The organism is Fibrobacter sp. UBA4297, from assembly GCF_002394865.1.
GTDB lineage: Bacteria > Fibrobacterota > Fibrobacteria > Fibrobacterales > Fibrobacteraceae > Fibrobacter.
Genome location: NZ_DGUZ01000001.1, coordinates 84,507 through 105,103 on the forward strand (window position 1 = coordinate 84,507; position 20,597 = coordinate 105,103).

At 49.0% G+C, this 20,597-nt stretch carries 16 protein-coding genes and 2 tRNA genes; 9 read left to right on the top strand and 9 right to left on the bottom strand.

Annotated elements, in window-relative coordinates; genetic code table 11:
- The first annotated feature begins 77 nt into the window (after window positions 1-77).
- The 6 genes from B3A20_RS00375 (at window position 78) to B3A20_RS00400 (ending at window position 5,876) form a co-directional block, all read left to right on the top strand.
- On the top strand, window positions 78-506 hold the full coding sequence (locus tag B3A20_RS00375) for a DUF3332 family protein (RefSeq protein ID WP_290760633.1): 429 nt from the start codon (window positions 78-80) through the stop codon (window positions 504-506).
- 174 nt (window positions 507-680) lie between these two features.
- Complete coding sequence (locus B3A20_RS00380) at window positions 681-1,403, top strand: tetratricopeptide repeat protein (RefSeq protein WP_290760636.1); 723 nt, start codon at window positions 681-683, stop codon at window positions 1,401-1,403.
- 11 nt (window positions 1,404-1,414) lie between these two features.
- A complete protein-coding gene (locus B3A20_RS00385; RefSeq protein ID WP_290760639.1) occupies window positions 1,415-2,602 on the top strand; it encodes a serine/threonine protein kinase in 1,188 nt (395 codons plus the stop codon).
- A 26-nt stretch (window positions 2,603-2,628) separates the two neighbouring features.
- The gene (locus B3A20_RS00390; RefSeq protein ID WP_290760643.1) at window positions 2,629-4,083 is read left to right on the top strand and encodes a sigma-54 interaction domain-containing protein; all 1,455 of its coding nucleotides are present in this window, start codon (window positions 2,629-2,631) and stop codon (window positions 4,081-4,083) included.
- 44 nt (window positions 4,084-4,127) lie between these two features.
- Window positions 4,128-4,628 carry a hypothetical protein gene (locus B3A20_RS00395; RefSeq protein ID WP_290760647.1) on the top strand — a complete coding sequence of 167 codons (501 nt, stop codon included), beginning with the start codon at window positions 4,128-4,130 and terminating at the stop codon, window positions 4,626-4,628.
- On the top strand, window positions 4,629-5,876 hold the full coding sequence (locus B3A20_RS00400) for a hypothetical protein (protein ID WP_290760650.1): 1,248 nt from the start codon (window positions 4,629-4,631) through the stop codon (window positions 5,874-5,876).
- Window positions 5,877-5,948: 72 nt separating this feature from the next.
- Here the strand turns inward: B3A20_RS00400 and B3A20_RS00405 are convergent.
- From B3A20_RS00405 to B3A20_RS00445, 9 genes are all read right to left on the bottom strand, one after another.
- Window positions 5,949-6,021 (bottom strand) — tRNA-Ala (locus tag B3A20_RS00405).
- 95 nt (window positions 6,022-6,116) lie between these two features.
- Entirely contained in the window at window positions 6,117-6,704 is a 588-nt protein-coding gene (locus tag B3A20_RS00410; protein WP_290760653.1) for a zinc ribbon domain-containing protein, read from the bottom strand.
- A 48-nt stretch (window positions 6,705-6,752) separates the two neighbouring features.
- On the bottom strand, window positions 6,753-7,385 hold the full coding sequence (locus tag B3A20_RS00415) for a GyrI-like domain-containing protein (protein WP_290760656.1): 633 nt from the start codon (window positions 7,383-7,385) through the stop codon (window positions 6,753-6,755).
- 178 nt (window positions 7,386-7,563) lie between these two features.
- Window positions 7,564-7,929: an ACT domain-containing protein gene (locus tag B3A20_RS00420; protein WP_290760659.1), complete on the bottom strand. Its 366-nt coding sequence runs from the start codon at window positions 7,927-7,929 to the stop codon at window positions 7,564-7,566.
- Between the two features lie 17 nt (window positions 7,930-7,946).
- On the bottom strand, window positions 7,947-9,143 hold the full coding sequence (locus tag B3A20_RS00425) for an NAD(P)H-dependent oxidoreductase (RefSeq protein WP_290760662.1): 1,197 nt from the start codon (window positions 9,141-9,143) through the stop codon (window positions 7,947-7,949).
- 56 nt (window positions 9,144-9,199) lie between these two features.
- Entirely contained in the window at window positions 9,200-9,535 is a 336-nt protein-coding gene (locus tag B3A20_RS00430; RefSeq protein ID WP_290760665.1) for a hypothetical protein, read from the bottom strand.
- 61 nt (window positions 9,536-9,596) lie between these two features.
- A complete protein-coding gene (locus B3A20_RS00435; protein ID WP_290760668.1) occupies window positions 9,597-10,181 on the bottom strand; it encodes a TetR/AcrR family transcriptional regulator in 585 nt (194 codons plus the stop codon).
- Window positions 10,182-10,294: 113 nt separating this feature from the next.
- Window positions 10,295-12,019 carry a SpoIIE family protein phosphatase gene (locus B3A20_RS00440; RefSeq protein ID WP_290760671.1) on the bottom strand — a complete coding sequence of 575 codons (1,725 nt, stop codon included), beginning with the start codon at window positions 12,017-12,019 and terminating at the stop codon, window positions 10,295-10,297.
- Window positions 12,020-12,229: 210 nt separating this feature from the next.
- Window positions 12,230-12,305 (bottom strand) — tRNA-Asp (locus B3A20_RS00445).
- 180 nt (window positions 12,306-12,485) lie between these two features.
- Here B3A20_RS00445 and B3A20_RS00450 point away from each other — a divergent pair.
- The 3 genes from B3A20_RS00450 to uvrA all read left to right on the top strand — a co-directional run bounded on the left by B3A20_RS00450 (window position 12,486) and on the right by uvrA (window position 20,574).
- Entirely contained in the window at window positions 12,486-13,319 is an 834-nt protein-coding gene (locus tag B3A20_RS00450; protein WP_290760673.1) for a TIGR02147 family protein, read from the top strand.
- Between the two features lies 1 nt (window position 13,320).
- On the top strand, window positions 13,321-15,153 hold the full coding sequence (locus B3A20_RS00455) for a hypothetical protein (protein ID WP_290760675.1): 1,833 nt from the start codon (window positions 13,321-13,323) through the stop codon (window positions 15,151-15,153).
- Between the two features lie 129 nt (window positions 15,154-15,282).
- Window positions 15,283-20,574 carry an excinuclease ABC subunit UvrA gene (gene uvrA / locus B3A20_RS00460; RefSeq protein WP_290760678.1) on the top strand — a complete coding sequence of 1,764 codons (5,292 nt, stop codon included), beginning with the start codon at window positions 15,283-15,285 and terminating at the stop codon, window positions 20,572-20,574.
- Window positions 20,575-20,597: the final 23 nt, after the last annotated feature.

Consider the following 20,597-nt stretch of genomic DNA (forward strand, 5'->3'; position numbering starts at 1 on the left):
CTCGCTCTAGCAAATAAACGTGTTCTTTCTTATATTTTTGAAAAACAAAAACACTTAAATATAAGGAGTTTGTAAACATGAAAAAAGGTATCCTCGCTATTCTCTGCGCAGGTATGATTGTTCTCTCTGGCTGCTATGGTAGCTATGGCGCCTTCCACTGGTTCCACAAACTCGTCGGAACCATTGGTAACAAGTGGGCTAAGTCCTTGGTTCACTTCATTGCTACTCCGGTTTATGGCATTTGCTTTGGCCTTGACTGGCTTTTGTTTAACGCATTCGAATTCTGGACGGGTTCCAATCCGTTTGCGGCTGGCGATTCCTACTATGAAAAGGACGCTGAAGGCAACTCCGTTGCTGCTGTGAAGAACGAAGACGGTTCTCTCTCTGTGCAGTTCACCACTGCAAAGGGCGAAGTCTCCAACCTCACGCTCCAGCGCGATGAAAACGTCGTCCGTGCTCTTGATGCCAATGGCGACCTCGTTGCCCAGTACGAAATCGAAAAGTAATCAATTTATCGATCTAGTCTTTGGACGCTCTCTGGAAATTCCGGAGGGCGTTTTTTGTTTGGTCATTAGTCAATGGTCATTGGTCAATAGTCAACGGTAAGCTGCTGACAAATAAACAATGCTACTCACTAATAACTAGTAACTAATAACTAAAATTTTATATATACTTCTAGCATGCAATGTCGGTTTGTCCATCATCGTCTGTGTAACGCTCTCGGGGCTTTGTTCGCGATATTCATCGCGGCGGTCCTTTGCGCATGCCAAGGGAACGATTTGGCTCGTGGCGATGAGGCGCTCCGCATTGGCGATTATGACCGCGCTGTCGCGAACTTCTCGAAAGTGCTCGATGCTGAACCTGCAAATCGCGATGCCCGCTACGGGCTTGCGATTGCGTATTACGCCATTGCCGAAGACAGGGAACGTTTGAAGGAGAGTACGCTTGAGTTCTGGGAACGCGCGGTTCGCGAATTCAAGATTTTATCCGTAGTCGATTCTAGCGAAAAGTCGAAGCCCATGTATTCGACATCGCTCTTTTACCTTGCGCGCGCGATGCTTGCCGAAAATGCGCAGGCGAAGGTCATACCGCTTTTGGACCAGTCCATCCAGCTGGACCCGGAAAATTACTTTAGCTACAACCTGAAAGCCTTGATCTTAGCGGGGCTTGGCGATGTCGATGGCGCGAAGACCATTTATGCGTACATCGTAACCAAAGAGCCGAAATTTGCTTCGGCGTATGTGAATCTCGGAAACCTTTACTGGAATGCTCATGATTACGAATCCGCATGGGATATCTGGTCGATGGGGCGTGAGGCGTTGCCACAGGATGCGGTACTTGCCAAGTGGACGCGCATAGCCGAAGACTCGCTCAAGGCTATGGTCTATTCAGGTAAACTGTGAGCGGGTAAGCCATGAGAAAATTCGAAAAGACGCTCTTGGACTCCGTGAAAGGAGGCTCCTTGCTGCACCAGGGCGGCGAAGCCTCGATTTACCTGTTGAATGTGGGCGGCAAGCCTTTTGTACTCAAGTGGTATAACGACGGATTCTCGTTTGACGAAGGCGTTGTGGAATGTGCCTGCAAGGTGCGTGAGCCGGGGCTCTATCGCATTGAAGAATGGGGTAATCGTGATGGAACGCCCTACCTGATTTATGATTATATAGATGGCGAATCTTCGGAAACGCTTGGACGGATGCCGGTGGCGGTCGCGCTTGTGGCGCTGAGGCAAGTCTCTTCGACGCTTGCGGCGTTGCGCAAACAGGGTGTGTCGCATGGCGACTTGAGCCCTGCGAATGTAATATTTGCGGTAGATGAAAGTGCGCATGCTGCCGGTGAGCGTACGGAAAACACTGGACTTGGACTGCGTACGGTCTTGATTGACTGCGGCATTGTCGGGCCGGGCGCGCTTGCGTATGCGGCTCCGGAGCGCTTTCAGGGCAAGCCTGCCGACGAAAAGAGCGACCTCTTTAGCCTTGGGCTTTTGCTGTATCGCTGGATTGCGGGTAGGGACTTGATTACTGCGGATGGCTATGAGCGGTTTGCAGAGCAGATGGCAAGTGTGCAGGACCTGAACATCTCGGAAAAGCTTTATGCCACAGGCGCCTTTGATTCGCCCGAAGGCGCGCAACAGCTTTCGGCGCTGGAGCCGCTTTGGTCGGGGCTTCTCTGTGCGGACATCTCGGACCGCGTCGAAGACTTTGACGAGCTTGATGAAATCCTGGAAATTGCACTTGATAAAGTGTCGCATGGGGAGATTGCGCTTTCGGCTTGCGTTACCCGATATGCCAAGTCCATTAATTGCCCGGATGGCAAAAAGAATGCGGTACAAAAGGTTCCGGACACCCTCGAAAAGGGGCTTCCGTTTGTCGTTTGCAAGAAAAATAACTGGCTAAAATGGGCCGTTTTAGGCGTTTCTGGACTTATATTACTCTTGATAGTGCTGTTGCTTACGAGTGGAACAATGAGTTTCGGTATCGATGCGACAGGGGACCGGCTGTTAAAGCGGTCGAGGAACATTGAGCCGTCTGTAGAAAGCGAGAAAGCCCCGGATTTGAAGGTGGATAGCTTGCTCATGGAGCTCCCGGTGCCCTCTGCCGAATAGCAGCGCAAACGCAAAAGGGCTTTGTTATGAAATCGGAATCCATGCTCGCCACAGAAAAGATGCTTGATGTGGTCAAGACTCTTTTAGATGAGGAACAGCCGGAGGCTCTTTTCCCGAAAATTCTCGAAGTGGCTAAAGGCGTGTTGCATGCCGATGCCGCCGTGCTAGATGTCGGTGGCGAAAATCCGCTCCATTTCTCGAATCCGCAAAGGGTCACGATTTCAATTTCGGCAGTCAAGCTTGCGAAAAACGAAAAACGCGCCGTGGTGTGGAACCAGCTAGATGACGAATCGGCGGACTTGTCCAAGTCGATTGTGCAGAACCAGCTCACAAGCATTATGGTGTCGCCGTTTAGGACGCCGGAATCTGAGGCCGGGTATCTCTATTTGCAGCGTGCCGCCCGCAAGGAACCGTTCACGGAAGAAGACAGCGCGCTGTTCGATTCGTTTGTGGAGGTCTGTGAAAAGTTTGCGTTTGCCGCTTACGACCGTTTGCGCGACAAGGAATCGCTCGATACGCTTAAGAATGTTGTCCGCAAGGATGGAATTGTCTATTCTTCGAAGGCGATGGTCGATGTGATTGCGATGGCCGATAAACTTTCGCCGCTCCCGCTTCCGGTGATTATCCGTGGCGAGACGGGTACGGGCAAGGAAGTGATGGCGCGTTACATCCACAAGCATAGTCCGCGTGCCGAAAAGCCGTTCATTGCGGTGAACTGCGGTGCCATTCCGGAACACTTGATGGAATCGCTCATGTTCGGGCATGCCAAGGGCTCGTTCACGGGCGCCATTGAGAACAAGAAGGGCTTTTTCGAAGAAGCCGACGGCGGTACGATTTTTCTCGATGAAATTGGCGAGCTCCCGCTCAACATGCAGGTGAAGCTTTTGCGCGTGTTGCAAGAAAAACACATCACGCGTGTGGGAGATAACCGCGAAATTCCGGTGAACGTGCGTGTGATAAGCGCAACGCATGTGGATTTGGAAGAGGCGGTGCGCGAAAAGCGTTTCCGCGAAGACTTATACTTCCGCATTCAGGTGCTGCCGCTTGAACTCCCGCCGCTGCGCGATCGCGGTCAGGACGTGGTGCTCTTGGCGGAGAATTTTATCCAGCGCTATGGTGCAGAATATGGCCGTGGAAAATTCCACCTGAGCCGAAACGCCGAAAAGGCGCTGCTCGGTTACCACTGGCCGGGCAATGTGCGCGAACTTGAAAACCGCGTGCAGAAAGGTTTGGTGCAGGCCGTGCATGGCGTGATTCAGCCCAAGGATTTAGGGCTTGATGATATGCAGGTGCAGGCGAAGGAATCGCCGCGCACGCTCAAGGAAGCCCGCGAAGCGGTCGAACGCGAAGTCATCTCTCGCGCTCTCAAGGACACGAATGCAAACCTCACGCTTGCATCGACGATTCTTGGCATTGACCGCAAGGTGTTGCGTGAAATCATGGAACGCCTGGGCTTGAAAAAAGAAGACTTTAAGGTATAGGGATGATTTGTAAAATGTTGAAGCTCAATTTAAGGAGACTCACCATGAAGAAGATTGTAATGGCTTCTGCTGTGATGGCTGCCGCTGCCATGGCGGGCGATTTGGAATCTAGCCCGGAAGCAAGCGTCCCGACGCCTGTCGAGGCTCGCGAGGCTTTGGATAAAGTTCCGAAAATGTCCGAAAAGGAAAATGTGGACTGGCAGAAAATGCGCGAAGAACGCCGCATTGCCCGCGAACAAATTCTCAGGGACTTGAGGAACAATTCGGCGGTAGAAAAAAAGGAAATGCCGAGTGTCGCTGCAAAGCCTGCGATTCCTGAGAAACCGCATGAAAAGAATATGGAAAAGCCCAAGGACGAGCTTGTCCGCGAAAAGAAATTGGACGAAAAGGAACAGCACAAGGGACCGCAGGGTGGTATGAATCCGTTTGTCCCCGGCCACATGGAACCCAAGCATCCGTTTATGCCGCGTCCGATAGAAAAGGGTCCTTGGGGCGAAAAACCAAATCAGAAAGATTGGGAGAAGGGGCTTTTCCCGAAAAAGTAAATGATTCGTTGGTTTGGTTTGATAATGCTTGTGCTTGCGACTGCGCTCTATGCCGAGACGCAGGAAGAAGCGTATTACCGCGCGATGAAGGCGGAAGAGGCTGGAGATATTCCTGCTGCTCTTAAGGCTTTTGAAGAAGCGGTGTCGTTGCCTGGCGAGTACACCGAAGAAATCCAGGGGATTATCCGCGATTACAGGGCTGCACTTGGTTTAGCAGACGATGAGGCCAAAGGCGCGGAAAGCGCAACAAGCCCGTGGGAATTCCATGTGGGAGGCGAGCTTGGGCTTTACGGCATGCACTACAAGGAGACTGGCTTGGAAGAGGCCGAAAAAGGCGGCGACCTCTTCTTGAACGTGAACCCGTATTTTGATTACACGGCGGCGACTTGGTCGCATACGTTTGCCGCTTCGGTGCAGGGCGACTATTTCTTGAATAACGATGAAATGTCGGTTCTTGATACGAACGACTGGAACCTTGTGCTGGGCTTGGAATACACGCTGATGGGTCATGGAATACTCCTGGATGCGGGCTATGATTTCAATATCGAGGGCGAGGAACTTTCGTCTGATTTTTACCTCTGGTTCGAAAAAGATTTGTTCCGCTTTGAAAAGCAGCGCGTCGGCGCTGTTGCCTGGGCTTATTACCAAACTTCAGGCCCGATGTCGTTTGCGACTTATGCGTCGTGGCATAGGACTGTTTCGGAGGGCTTGAACGGAACGGTTTATGTAGGCGCAAAGTTCGAAGCCGATTCCGCCTTTGACTACAAGGCCTTTAAGGAATCTTATGCGGCGTACAAGCAGGCGGTAAGCGCTTATAATAGTTATTGGCAGTATTATGAGGAAAATGGCGCCTACATGGATGATGAGGAATTTGATGCGTATGCGGCGAATGCGCCTGAAACACCGTCGGTGGAAAGCTTTGTCTATCGCCAGACGATGGGCAAGTGGCTTGGCCCGGTTTTCCGTTCTAGAATTTCGTATAAGTTTAAGAACCGTATTTCCGTTGAAGCGAAAATGAATTTGTTCTACGGTTTTGCAATTGGTGGTCCGGACGATGAATTCAAGAAAATCAAGAAGTTCAATGGCACTTGGGGAGGCCTGATTTCTTGGAAATACAAGATGATGAATTTTTATTTAGGACTAGACCGTAATTATAAACACATGGATTTGCCCAATTTCTACAAGGGCTTGTACCGCGAAAGTACGGTCCTCACGCAGCTCAAGTTTGGCGTGAAATGGGACATTTAGGCGGCGTTGTTGTTTAATGAATTTGGTAATATGAAGTAAAAAAGAGGCAAGCGTAAGCTTGCCTCTTTTACGTGGAGATAGTGGGAGTCGAACCCATGACCTACAGATTGCGAACCTGTCGCTCTACCAACTGAGCTATATCCCCATAATTGGATGGTGGGCTGAATATAGCTAAAGTAAAGCAGTTTGGCAAGTGAATGGGCTAGGGATGGGCGGACTTCTACTGGAGGTGGGGCGCTGTTACCTCTTTTTGAATACGACGATTTCTGCATCGGTGCCGTTCTTGCCATATTCGCTTACGAGAATGTAGCGTTCGTTGCAGGCGATTCCGAAGCAGCGGCCTTCGGCACCAATCTTTTCGACCTGGTTGCCCCAGTAGCTCGCATTATCGTCTAGAAGCTTGACGATGTTGCCGTTGATCTTGTATTCCTGATTGATGAACGAACCCTGCAGAACAAAGAGGTTGTCGATGGTTGGCATATCCTTGATGTTAAGCGCATTGACCTCCTCGATGAACTTCTGCTTCATGGGCGAGGTGGCGTGCGGAAGTTGGTCCGCGGGGAGGCGCCAGCGCTTGAGCGTCGGGAAATATTTGCGGAGTTCTGCCTTGTACTCTTCGCGAGTCAGGCTCTTGCCGGTGTTCTTGTTGAATTCATCGACGAACTGCGAGCAGAATTCGACCATCTGTTCCATGTTGAAGTCGCCAGTGAAGGCGCCGTCCTTGTAGCAGTAGATGCAGTAATCATCATTTTTGCTGCCATCGGCGTTGGTGCCGAGGATTTCCAGTGTGAGCGGCATTCCGCAGCTCTGACAAAATTTCATTTCCATAAGTTCTCCTTTTAGATTGCCATACCCGTTGGACGGGCGTCATTTGTATTAGATCTTTTTAATTGGGTGGCGAATGACTGTTTTCAACTTTTCCGGAGCGACTTTGCGTGCGTCAGAAAGGTAAATCTCGTGATGACGCCTCGTGTCCGAAATATCATTTTCATAGCCGTTGTCAGCAATGAACTTGTCCATTGCTGCAACAGTTGCAGGCTCATCGTCGTATGAGCCGGAATGCATGCATTGCACACAAAGCCCTTCTTCGATTTCTAGAAATTCGACTTTCGAAAAGTCTATTTTCTTTTTGCGGGTCGCTTCTTCAATCGCCCATTCGAAATCGGCTTTGGTGACGAAGTCTGGAAGTCGAATGACTGAAATCCACTGGAAATATTCCTTGTGGCTGTAATCGATTCCGTCAACAGTTTCTTGCCACCAGAATCCTTCAAGTGGAGGCACCACGTAATCAAAGTAACCTTCAATTTTATGGTCCCCTTTCTTGCTCATCTTGATAGTGTAGGCGATGCCGTACAAAAGTTCGATGGATTTTTTGTATTCGCAATCTTCTTCGTTCGGGTTGCCTTTGCCACGCACCGCGATGTAGTTCATCTTCGGAATGGTGACGATTTCGGGTTTGCCTTTCGGCATGTAGAATTCTTTATATTCTTTTTTAAAGTCAAAAGGCATGAAATCTCCTTCTTATAACACGTGTACAAATGTATACTATTTAAAGGGCTCTGTCAAGTCTTTTTTGTAGAATTTGTTAGTATCTTTTTCCATATACCTTTCGTGTTTCTGTTGTCCATTTCCGAGAGTTTTTTTTCATAGTCAATTAGCGACGAGTGGTACGAAATATGGCTGCTAATCACACCACATCATATCCCGCATCAGACAAGACTTTCAGCGCTTTATCAAAATTTTCAGCTTTCACAAGAATGTAATCCGTATTGAAAGTGGATACCGCAAAAATTCCGATACCATTTTCAGCAAGAATAGTTGAGAGCTTTGAAAGAATCCCAATAAGAGAAAAATCTAGCACACCCTGAATGCGGAAACCTTGCCATCCATCATCCCGTTCAATAGTATTTTGTGGCGTATCATCTGTTTTGCATACGAGAGATATTTCTTCATCGGTCTTACCTATGAAATAGAAATCCTTGTCCGTATCAACATCTTTAATGTCCGCTACTTTACAGACTGTTAGTTTGTATTCTAATTTCTTTAGTTTCATAAAGTTGATTCTTTGTTTTAATACGGTTTGTCGTTTAGCGGGCGAGTGCAACCCAATTCTTGGGCCATACGCTCGAAATTCTTTTTGACGATGCGCTTGAAAATGAGGTTGAAGAGCAGCAAACCTATCCAGGGGTTCTTTTCGGGTCCAGTAAATTTTTGTGCTTCTGGGGTCGAGAAACTTCCATTGCGGGCAAATGAAAGCCCCATCTTTGCGTAAGATGCTAGAATTTTGTCGGTCATCTTTTTGATGTAGCTGTTTTCGCGGTTGCAAAGCATGAAGCTGCCGCCTTTCACGAGAACGCCGCCGCAAGTGCAGCCGAGTTGGGCGGGGAGCGACTGCAAAAATTTTTCGCCGAGTCGCAGTTGATGTCCTTCATCGAATCCGCCGTGGAGAATGAACGAAAGTTTTGCCGGTTGCTTGCGTTCTGTTGGGAGTGTGCTTAAGAATTCAAGCAGCAAACTCGGCAGACATTCTACAAAAAGCGGCACGGCAATGATGATGTTGTCGTTTGTAATGAACGCTTCGCGGGCTTCGTCCCATTCGGTATGGTTCGAGAGCGAATAAAGCTTATGCGTGATTCCCGCTTTTTCGAGTCCTTCGGCAAAAGCTTGGACAATCTTGTTCGTGTTGCTGTTCTTTTTGACGCGCGGGCTTCCGTTGATGATAACGACGTGTTCGGCAGAAGTGGGCGCGACGCATTTTGCAGAAGGAACTGCGGCGTTTTCGCAAGCCTCATCCTTGTCTAGCGAGATTACGCCGAGCGAATGCCCTGCCATATTTCTGGCGACTCGCATGCTCCACTCTTCGAGAAGTTTGCGGTTGCCGTCCCCCTTGTAAATGACTCCAAAATTCAGTGGGTGATAGCGCAACTGGTGGCGTTCCCATCCATCGCGAAATTCGATGTACATGTTTAGCATCGGGACGATGCGATCTAAGACTCGCTTGCCGCGATAGTCAATAAAACCAAATTTCGTATCAGCCACAATCCAGAAGTTCTCGGCTTTGACCAATTTCATGAGGATGATTTCGTAATCGTCCTTGATGCTGCAAATGCCTGGAGTTTTTAGCCAGCAGTTGTTGCAACCCATGCAATGCATGATTTTCAAGTCTGCGGTGTTGATGATTTCTATTTCTTCATTTTTATCCGCAAATAGAGCGTTAATTTGTTCCGTGCAATCGTCCGATTCCAATGTGTTCAAAACTAAAGTCATTTTTGATAATCCTTTTTATCTGTAACACCTGAGGTCTTGAAAAGTGTTACCGAATTTTATCGAAGTTCATCGATTGCTTTTTGCAAGTTCGCAAGGAACTTCCCGGCGTGAGCCCCGTCCATTTGCGTGTGGTGGAATTGGAATGAAATCGGCAATTCATAGCGGACAAGTCCCAATCCTGGCAACTTTCCGCCACGATTTTTGTGTACTTGAGGTAATCTGATGCAGTAATCCATAAGCATATTGAATTTCAAACCGTGTTTTTTGCTTGCTTTCACGAGCTTTGTGACGTTCAGCGTTTTGAAAAATGTTACCATCGGATTTGGAGCTTGCATCCAAAACTCAAATGCCTTAGCTCTTGTTGTGCTTTTCGGATCAATTTCTTTTGCCATTTTTTTTGCCTTATTTTCCCGTCAACGGACATTAGCATGAACAATGTGGTGATTGGTCGATTCATTTCTTGTAAATCTTGAAAAAATGTTGTAAGTGCTTCTCGATAAAATTGAGCGCTTCTTTTTCGCATTTCGGCTGGCGATCGACTTTAGAAATCCATAGTGCAACGGGTGCCGTAATCTCTGTCGCAAGCATTTCCGGGTCGTCCTTGACGATTATGCCTGCGGTCATTAGCGTTTCGAGAACTTTCTTGTACATTTGCAAAAGACCGTCCACCTGATGCCTTGTCGTGATTTCGGCGAGTCGTTCGCTGCGGAACTGTTCTTGCACCAAAAAAATGCGCATCTTCTTGATGATCGGGTCGGTCATCGTAAAGCGGATTTTTTTCATCGTCTCGTGGATGAAACCGTTGATACTTTCTGGGATTGCGCCAACTTTCTTTGCTGAGCCGAACGATTCCTCGTAACGCGCTTCGGCGATGTCAATCAGCGAATTCAAAATGTCTTCTTTGCCCTTGAAATGCTTGTAAAGCGACGGTGCCTTGATGCCGACATCCTGGGCAATTTGCTCTACGCTTGTGCCGTCATATCCGTTCTTGGCAAATAGCGTTAGGGCGGTTTCGAGAATTTTTTCTTTAGTGGACATGACGCCTCTTGTTTTTGGAGTTCGCGACTCTTGCGGTATTTTACAGCAGCTAATATCTGTTAGCTAAAATAGCTAATAGGTGTTAGCCTGTCAAGAGGCGGTCTTTTTCTTTTTTATTTCATCTTGAATGCGAGCATTGTAATGTCGTCGAACTGCGGTGCTTTCCCGGCGAATTCCTTGACCGCCATGCGGACTTTGCGACACAGGAGTCGGATAGAATCGTCTTTCGCTTCGTTCAGGACTTTCTTGAGGCGCTCCATGCCGAATTCTTCGTCTTTTTCGTTTGTCGCTTCGGGAACGCCGTCGGTGTAGGTGAAAATCGTATCGCCTGGCTTAAGCTGCACTTCGAATTCCCTGTACTTGTAGCCTTCCATGCCGGCGAGGACGAATCCGCTTTTAAGGGTTGCGACTTCGAAATCTCCGTTAGCGTGTTTGATGAATGGCTTTTCGTGGCCTGCATTGGCGTAAACGAGGTGTCCTGTCTTGATATTCAGCACGCCGCAAAGGCATGTGACAAACATGTCGTGAACGTTGTGCTCGGCGAGTTCGTCGTTTGCGCGGCTGAGCGCTTCGGCAGGCGAGAGGCCGTGTTGCAAGTTGTGCCTCAACACGATCTTGGAAACCATCATAAAGAGCGCGGCGGGTACGCCCTTGCCCGAAACATCTGCAATTACAAGTGCGAGGTGGTCGTCATCTAGCATGAGGTTGTCGTAAAAGTCACCGCCAACTTCGAGGGCGGGGCGCATCATGGCGTAATTTTCAAAACCTTCGACGTTGACGGGCTTTGAAAGTGAGGCTCGTTGGATTGCCGTTGCAATGGAAAGCTCCGTGTGGACTTTTTGCTGCGTTGCTGTCGCTTCGGTCAGATTCTTGACGTAATCGTCTAGTTCCTTGGCCATTTCTTCGTAGGAACGTGCGAGTTTCCCGACTTCAGAGGTAAAATAGATGTACTGGTGGCATTTTTGCAGAGTGTTGTGGATTCTTTCGTAAATGTCCGTATTTTGCCCGAATGTCTTGGCAATTTCGCTCATGCTTTCGATAGGCTTTGTGACGGTGCGCTCCATGTAGTAGAGGAACCCGAGTGAAACCCAGATACCGATGTTCAGCAATGTGCCGATGTAAAAGTAAACGTAATTCCAGAGGTAAAGATTGTTCTCGCCGTATTTAAGTGCAATGCTTGGGTAGCTTGTAATTCCAAATGCTACTGAAATGATGATGCTTGTGGCGAGGAAAAACAAAATGAATTTTTCGTTGAGCGAAAAAGAAAAGATGAACTTTGTGGATTTTTTTTGCTTTTTGCGCATTTTTCGCTGGCAAATGAGCGAGGCGCAGATTAGATACGGAAACCCTATAATCACCATCGTGATAAATTGATTGAAGAAAATGTTTGCCGAGAGCATCGAAAAATAGTGTTCGTCAAATTTTAGTTTGATGACGCTTACGACCATGAACGCTGCCGCAAGCGAATCTAGGATGACGATGAGCATGTACTGCACGTTCTTGTAAATCTTGTCGAGCTTGAACTTGTTCTTGTCGTTTTTGCGGAGCCTGTTCCAAATCACGGCAGGGACGTAACCGTAAATAATCTGGACGAAAAATCCCGGGATAAAGATGATGGCGTCATAGCCTGACATGATGTCGGCGATGAGGTTTGCAATCGCGCAGCCGAGGACGCCTGCAAATCCAAAGGAAATGCCGAAAAGTAGGGGGAGGGCCGCCACAATGCGGACTTCGGTCGTTTCTGAAATTCTGAAAAGTTCTCGACAGGGGTAGCCGAGAATAAAGAAAATAAGCCCGCAGATTAAAACGATAAGTATGTATTTATGAATGTTCTTCATAAAAAACTCCTTCTTAATTTTTAATATAAACATTTTTTGAAGAAGGTGTTGAAACGTGTTCGTACAATTGCGACTATGGATTGAAATGGCTTGTGGAGGGTGGAAAATGGCTAAAAAACGAAAAACCCTCTCTTTTGAGAGGTGAGATGTTTGTTTGTTTCGCTGCGCTCAACAAATGAAAAGCACTTCTCAAAGAGAAGTGCTTTTTCGCGGGATAGACGAGGCTTGAACTCGCAACCTCCGGCGTGACAGGCCGGTGCTCTAACCAAAATTGAGCTACCACCCCAAATGGTTCGATTGATTTCTCAATCGGTGAACCATATTTAAAAATATGTTTTGATTCAGTCAAGTCCTTTAGGCAAAAAAAGTGAATTTTTTTAATTTTGTATCATTAAAAACTTGTCTAATGATACAAAATATGTTATATTAAAGTCATGGAGAGAAAAGTTTCTTATTGGGCGGTTTTATGAAACCAGTAACAGAATATCGTGATTATCGCTGCTGCATGCAGGATTTTTATGATGAGCGTAAGAGGACTAGCTCGTTTACGTGGCGTGAATTCGCGCGTCTGGCTGGCTTTACGTCACCAACTTACTTGAAGTTGGTGTGTGAAGGGAAAAGCAGCCTTAGCGAGTTGGGGATTGAAAGAGTCGCTGCGGCTATGAATTTGGGCGGCTTTGAAAATGCTTATTTTCGCAATTTGGTGCGGTATAACCAAGCGAAGGATGACGAAACGAAAAAGACCGCCTTTGCAAACATGAGAAATATTGCGGACGCCAACAAAATTCGAGTGGTCGATGGGGATGCGTTCACGTATTTTGAATCCTGGAAAAATCCGGTTCTGCGTGAACTGGTGGCGATGATGCCTGGGGCTACTCCCGAAGATGTTGCCCAAATGTGCTGGAATCCGATCACTGCCGATGAAGTCCGTAATTCCCTGGATTTTATGGTGAGAGTCGGGATTTTGCAACGCAAGTCCGAAAATGTCTATGAGCAAACGGATAAGGCCTTGGTCGGTAATTCTGAAGTGATGCCTTTGGTTGTTCGCTCGATGCACCGTGAAATGGCGGGCTTTGCACAGAAAGCCATTGATGAGTTTGATGTTCATGACCGCGACGTTTCCGGTGTGACCATGGGGATTGACCGAGAAACTTACGAACAGATTGTGCGGGAGCTGGATTCCTGTCGCAGAAAGATTGTGGCGATTGCCAACATGTGTAAGGAACCGTGTCAAGTTTATCGATTGAACTTGCAGATGTTCCCTTTGTCTAAAAATACACATAAAAATAATGAGGGCTGATATGAATAAATATATTGGAACTAACGTTTTGTGTTTGGGGTTGTTAGGGGCCCTTGCATTGACGGCGTGTTCAGATGATTCCGTGGCTTCCAAAAGCTATGGAACCACCGAAGAAAAAAATGCATTCTGGAATGAGACTGCCAATCTTAAGGATTGGAATGTCATGAAGGGATCCGATATTAAGCTGGAAAATACCAAGAGCGCTTTGCTCGGCCGTGTTTCGCTGAAAAAGTCCGGGGATGACCTTGCCCGTGCCGGTATCGCCTATGATGTTTCCAACCCGGATGGTTCTCCAACCGATCTTTCTCAGGGTGGCGATGGTTTGTGCGTCTCGTACAAGTCTGACTTTGTTGTGGAAGTTCGCCTTGACACGGAAGACTACGCAAGCTCTTCTGTAGACAAGGATGTGCCTTTTGTCAGCCTGAATATGAAGGATTCTGGATCCGAAAGTCATTGCGCATCTTGGGAAGATTTCAAGATGAAGAAGTCGGATGATACGGATGGTTCTGACGTTGTCAAGAAGGTGCGCTCTGTGCAGCTGGTCTTTGTGGGCGAATCGGGTGCATCGGGTGAATTTAGCATCCAGCGCCTGACTCCTTATGTTCGCTCGGATATGTGGATTGGTAAGGATGGCAAGTCCTGCGTAGAGACTGGCTTTGAAAAAGGCGATAAGGGTACTTCTGGCGAGCTGACTTTCTTTGAAAATTCTTCCGAAGCTTACTTTGACTGGGATGGCGAAGGTGATTTTTCGGATATGGCTGAAAGGATCTATTATAGTGAAGGCCTTTATGGAAATGTAGTCTTCGAGGGTTCTAGTTCAAATCCGGATGTTGGTTTTGGATTCCTTGTTGCTGGGAAAACCACTGAAAATGACAAGGATTTCATTTATACGGCCGATGTGTCTGGCTTGTGGAAGGGCCTGTGCTTGGAATATGAATCGCAAATGGATATTGTGATGGAACTTGTTCCTGGGGATTCCTCGACGGGAACTCTTGAAAAGAGTGTCAAGACAATGACTTTGGCAAAGAACGACGATATGGAAAAGAACTGTGCCGTGTTCGCCGATGTCTTGAATGGTTCTGACGATATCCTGAAGCATTTGGCGAAGGTACGCTTGAAATTTGCAAAGGAAAACAAGGCTGGAACACGTTTCGGAATCAGACGTATTAGCGCCTTGGTGCCGGAAAACCTTTCTGTTAAGGAATCAGGTGAATTTGAAGAAGTGAAGCCGACGCAGTCTTCTAGCTACAAGTCTGGAAAGAGCTTCTTGTGGGATGCATCCGTTGACGGCGACCATGTGGATCTCGGAATTTCCGGTGCAACGGCTGGTGGCGTTTGGACCAACTCTCCGGATGAAATGGATACGTATAGTTTCGGGTTCCCCGACGATGTTGAAGCTGATGATAACGGAAATGTCATTGCATCTTTGTTGAATAAACATCATAAGTTTACGGCATACGTGAAATCTGATGATTTTCTCTATAATTTGGATAGTGTTGCGACGATTGGCTTTAATACTGTAAGTTCAAATAATGAACCGGCTGATATCAGCGCATGGGATGGCTTTTGCATCCATTACAGTACTTACAACTTCATTAGAATCGCTCTTGTCACCGATGCCGCTGCAAATAAATACTGGTATACTGAAGTTGAATATTCCGACGACATGACGTGGGGCAAGGTTTCTTGGAAGGCTTTCAAGAATATTGACGAGGAATCTAGTGAAAAGATTGAAGATGTCATCGGAAAAATTACGTCCGTGCGACTTCAGTTCCCTGTGGATGGCGAATTTGTCGTGGATAAGTTCGGATCCTATGACCAGTGTGGTAACTAAAGAAATCTGAGAGTTATATTGTGAGGAGGAAGATCAGCCACGAGAAATCGTGGCTGTTTCTATCTATATTCTATCCAGATGTTCACTATTTTTTAGACAATTTGGCGGTCTTTTCCTATATTTGCGGTCATGACGAAATCTATTGAAATCCGCGATGCTCATGAACACAATCTCCGCCATGTTGATTTGACGATTCCCCGCGACTCGATTGTCGTGGTCACAGGCGTTTCGGGCTCGGGCAAGTCGAGCTTGGCGTTTGATACGGTGTTCCAGGAAGGGCAGCGCCGCTTTGTGGAATCGCTTTCGGCGTATGCGCGCCAGTTCATCGGTCGCATGAAGCATCCGGATGTGGAAAGCGTTCGCGGAATTTCGCCGACGATTTCGATTGACCAAAAGACGGTGAACCGTAACCCGCGCAGTACGGTGGGTACGGTGGTCGAGATTTTGGACCATTACCGTTTGATGTTTGCTCGCCTCGGCGTTCCGCATTGCCCCAAGTGCGGCAAGGTGATTCAGGCGCAGTCGGTGGATCAGATTGTCGATAACTTGTACGCTAGCGACGAGAATAAAAAGATTCTGGTGATGGCGCCGATTGTGCAGGAGCGTAAGGGCGAATACCGCAAGGAACTTGCCGAACTCAAGGAAAATGGTTTTGTCCGCGTGCGTGTCGATGGGACGATTTACAGGCTCGAAGAAGTGCCGCTTTTGGTGCGTTACGAGAAGCACACGATTGAAGTGGTGATTGACCGCTTGACGCTCGAACGCAAGAACATGAGCCGTTTGCGCGAATCGATTGAAGGTGCGCTCAAGCTCACGGACGGAAAGCTCGTGTCGTTCTTGCTGACATCGCAAGAGGCGGGCGTGGATGGTGCCGCGAAGGAAGAATACCGCTTGCAGGGTACGCAGCTCGCTTGCCCGAAGTGCGGAATTTCTATCCCGGAACTCGAACCGCGATTTTTTAGCTTTAATGACCCGAAGGGTCAATGCCCCGCGTGCAAGGGCCTTGGCGAAAGTTGCGAATTTGACATTAACTTGATTGTGCCGAATCCGAATTTGTCTTTGAAAGAGGGTTGCCTTGCCCCGCAAAAGAAGGATGACGGCTGCATTATCTTTAGCGATTTTGGCTGGCGTAATTTGCGCACGATTGCAAACGAAATGCACTTTTCGCTGGATACGCCGTGGTGTAAACTCAAGAAGGCGCAACAGGATGCCGTGCTGTACGGGACTCCGAGCGGGAGTGAACGCGGTGTGGTGACGATTATGCAGGAACTTTGGGATATGTGGCATATTTACCACTTCCGAAAGTACATGCAGATAGGCGTTTGCCCGGAATGTCATGGCACGCGAATCAACCGCATTGCTGCAGCGGTCGATTTCCACGGTCATAACATTTGCGAGATGACGGAATGGTCCGTTGAAAAGTCCGTCGAGTTTTTTGACAAGCTAAAGCTTTCGCCGAAGGAACAGCGCATCGGTCGTGAAGTGCTCAAGGAAATCCGTGGGCGCCTTGGATTCTTGAAGGCGGTGGGCCTTGGTTATTTGGACATTAGCCGCAAGGCTTCGACGCTTTCGGGCGGTGAGGCGCAGCGTATCAGGCTCGCAAGCGCCGTGGGGGCGGGGCTCCAGGGCGTGCTTTATGTGCTTGATGAACCGAGTATCGGGCTGCACCCACGTGACAACGATAAGTTGCTCGAGATGCTCGAGCGCTTGCGAGCCCAAGGCAACAGCCTTCTCATCGTGGAACACGATGAGGATACGATGCGTCATGCGGACTGCGTGATTGACGTGGGCCCTGGCGCGGGTGTCGAAGGCGGTCGCATTTTGGCGGTTGGCACGGTCGAAGAACTGGAAAAGAACAAGTCATCACTTACGGGTGCCTATTTGAGCGGTCGCAAGTCGATTGAAATTCCAGCGCAGCGCATGAGAATTGACAAGAATACGCCAAAGCTCAAGGTTTGCGGTGCTTGCGAAAACAATCTCAAGAACATTGATGTTGAAATCCCGCTTGGCGGTGCGTTTACAGTAGTCACGGGCGTTTCGGGCTCGGGCAAGAGTACACTTGTGAACCAGATTTTGCGCCGCGAACTGGCTCGTGTGTTCTACAATTCCGAAGAACCGGTCGGCAAGTTTGACCACTTGGAAGGTCTTGAAAACATCGACAAGGTCATCGAAATTGACCAGACACCGATTGGACGCACTCCGCGAAGCAACCCTGCTACTTACACGAAAATTTGGGATGACATTCGCGACCTCTTTGCCGGCATGGAAGAAAGTAAGGTGCGTGGCTACACGAAGAGCCGCTTCAGCTTTAACGTGAAGGGCGGTCGTTGCGATGCTTGCGAAGGCGCGGGCGTGAAGGTCATCGACATGCACATTTTGCCGAGTGTGCAAGTCACTTGCGATGTGTGCGACGGCAAGCGCTTTAACGAAGCGACTCGTGAAGTTTATTTTAAGGGCAAGAACATCTCCGAAGTTCTCGACATGAGCATCAGCGATGCGGCTGAATTTTTCAAGGACATTCCGAAAATTGCAGAACCGCTCAAGCTCCTTTGCGAAGTGGGCCTTGGCTACCTTACGCTTGGGCAACCCTCCACAACTTTGAGCGGCGGTGAAGCGCAGCGCGTAAAAATTGCTTCGGAACTGCGCCGCCCGGGGACGGGTAAGACGCTTTACTTGCTTGATGAACCGACAACCGGTTTGCATTTTGAAGATATCCGCCGATTGCTCGAATGCTTGAACCGCTTGCGTAGTCTCGGCAACAGCGTCGTGGTGATTGAACACAACCTCGATGTGATCAAGTGCGCGGACTGGATTATTGACCTTGGCCCGGATGCGGGCGTAAACGGCGGTCGCATTATCGCTACGGGAACTCCCGAACAAATTGCCAAATGCAAAAAGTCGGAAACGGGGCGTTACTTGGCTCCGGTCTTGGCGAAAAAGCACGGCGAAAATAAACACTTTGTCCGTACGGACGAAAAGGGCGAAGATTACTCGCTTGATATCGAAGTTCACGGAGCGCGCAAGCATAACCTCAAGAACATCGACGTCACGATTCCGCGCCACAAACTCACGGTGATTACGGGCGTTTCGGGCTCGGGCAAGTCGAGCCTTGCGTTCCATACGCTCTTTAGCGAAGGCCAGCGCCGCTTTGTCGAAACGCTTAGCACGTACGCTCGCCGCTTCTTGGGACGCCCCGATCGCGGTAGCATCGATTCCATTTCGGGTTTGGCGCCTGCCATTGCGATTGACCAGAAGAGCGCAAGCAAGAGCCCGCGCAGTACGGTCGCAACACTTACCGAAATTTACGATTACTTCCGCATTTTGTGGGCCCGCGTGGGAACCGCCCACTGCCTCCATTGCGGAAAGCCGGTCAGCTCTTATGCCGCTGGCGACTTGATGCAATTTGCTTTTGACCGAGACATCAACAAAATGGTGACGGTTCTTGCTCCGTTCGAAATCAAAGACGAAATTAAGTTGTCCAAGATTTTGACGGAGAAGGGTTACCGCAAGGCATATCTCGGTAAAAAGCTCGTGGAACTTCCGTTGCCCAAAGTTCCGACACGCGAAAAGCAGTTGCTTGCCGTGGTTGATTCTGTGGTGGTCAAGGAAGAAAATCGCGCACGCCTTGTCGAAGCGTTTGAACGCGGTTATCGCGATGGTAACGGAATCCTTTATGTGGATTGCGAAGGCGAAGAACGTCTCTCGGCTAGCGAAAAGCCGGGCTGCCCGGAATGCGGCTGGTACATGGATTCTGCACTCAACCCGAAACATTTCAGTTTCAACACGCATTGGGGTGCTTGCGAAACTTGCCTTGGTCTTGGTCACTTCAAGGATGGCGAAGAATGCCCCGATTGTCATGGTGAACGCTTGAAGCCTGAATATCTTGCAGTGCGCATCTTGGGCAAGAACATCATGGATGTGCATCACATGAGCATTGCCGAAGCCCGCGACTGGTTTGCAAAAGTCGATTTTGCAAAAGAAGAAAATGCGACTTCTGTGACCGCCGAAAGCAAAAAGACGATTGCCGCGCCGCTCCTCCGCGAAATTATTGGCCGCTTGGACTTCTTGATTAGCGTGGGCCTTGGCTATATTGGCCTTGACCGTGCGGGCGATACGCTTTCGGGCGGTGAATCCCAGCGCATCCGCTTGGCAAGTCAGATTGGTAGCGGTCTCGAGGGCGTCTTGTATGTGCTTGACGAACCGACCGTCGGCCTCCACGAAAGCGATACCGCGAAGCTCCTCGACACGCTTTACCGCTTGCGTGACCTTGGCAATACGCTCGTGGTTGTGGAACACGATCTTAAGATGATGCAGGCCGCAGACCACATTATCGATATGGGCCCGGGTGCGGGTGATTTCGGTGGCGAAGTTGTTGCCGAAGGCTCGCCTGCAGAACTTGCGAAACCTTATGCGTTGCAGCAGTTCCCGCGCAGCGAAACGGTCAAGTTCCTCACGTATTCGACTCCAGTCGCAAACCAGCTGGATCCCGTGCAAATCACGGACGATACGGAATTTTACGAATTCAAGAACCTCAAGGCAAATAACTTGAAGAATTTGTCTGTGAAGTTCCCGAAAAAGGCGGTGAGCGTTGTCTGTGGTGTTTCAGGTTCGGGCAAGAGTTCACTTGTCGTCGATGAAATTTTCCCGGCACTCAAAAAGCAGTTCCAGGCACGCGGTCGCAAAAAGCAGAGCGGCGAAGTATTGCTTGTGGACCAGAGCCCGATTTCAGGTACGCCGCGCAGTACGCCGGCGAGCTTCACGGGGGTGTTTGACGATATCCGCAAGCTATTCTCCAAGCTTGAACAGTCCAAGGTTAAAGGCTTTGATTACGGTCGTTTCAGTTACAACCTTGCGCGTGGGCGTTGCCCCGTTTGCGAAGGACGCGGCGCCATCGCTGTCGAAATGCACTTCCTCTCGGACATTTGGGAAACTTGTGAAGCTTGCGGCGGCAAACGCTACAACCAGGAAACCCTAACAGTCACGTTCAAGGGCAAGAACATTGCCGATGTGCTCGACATGCGCGTCGTCGAAGCTTGCGAGTTCTTTAGGGACCAGCCGAAAATTTTACCGAAACTCGAGTGCCTCCGCGATGTGGGCCTCCCTTACGTAAAGCTTGGTCAGCCCGTGACGACACTTTCGGGTGGCGAGTCCCAGCGCTTGAAGCTTGCTGCAGAACTTTGCCGCCGTCCGGCAACAGAAATGGTCTACCTGCTTGACGAGCCGACAACTGGCCTCCATTTGAAGGATATTCAGATCCTTTGGAACCTTTTGCGCAGGCTCTCGGCCCGTGGCGATACGGTCATAGTCATCGAACACCACCCCGATATTATCCGTTTAGCGGATTGGAAGGTTGAATTGGGACCTGTGGGCGGTTCAAATGGCGGTTATTTGCTCGAAATGGGGGCTAATTCTACAAAATAATGGAACTAATTTGATTAGAAGAA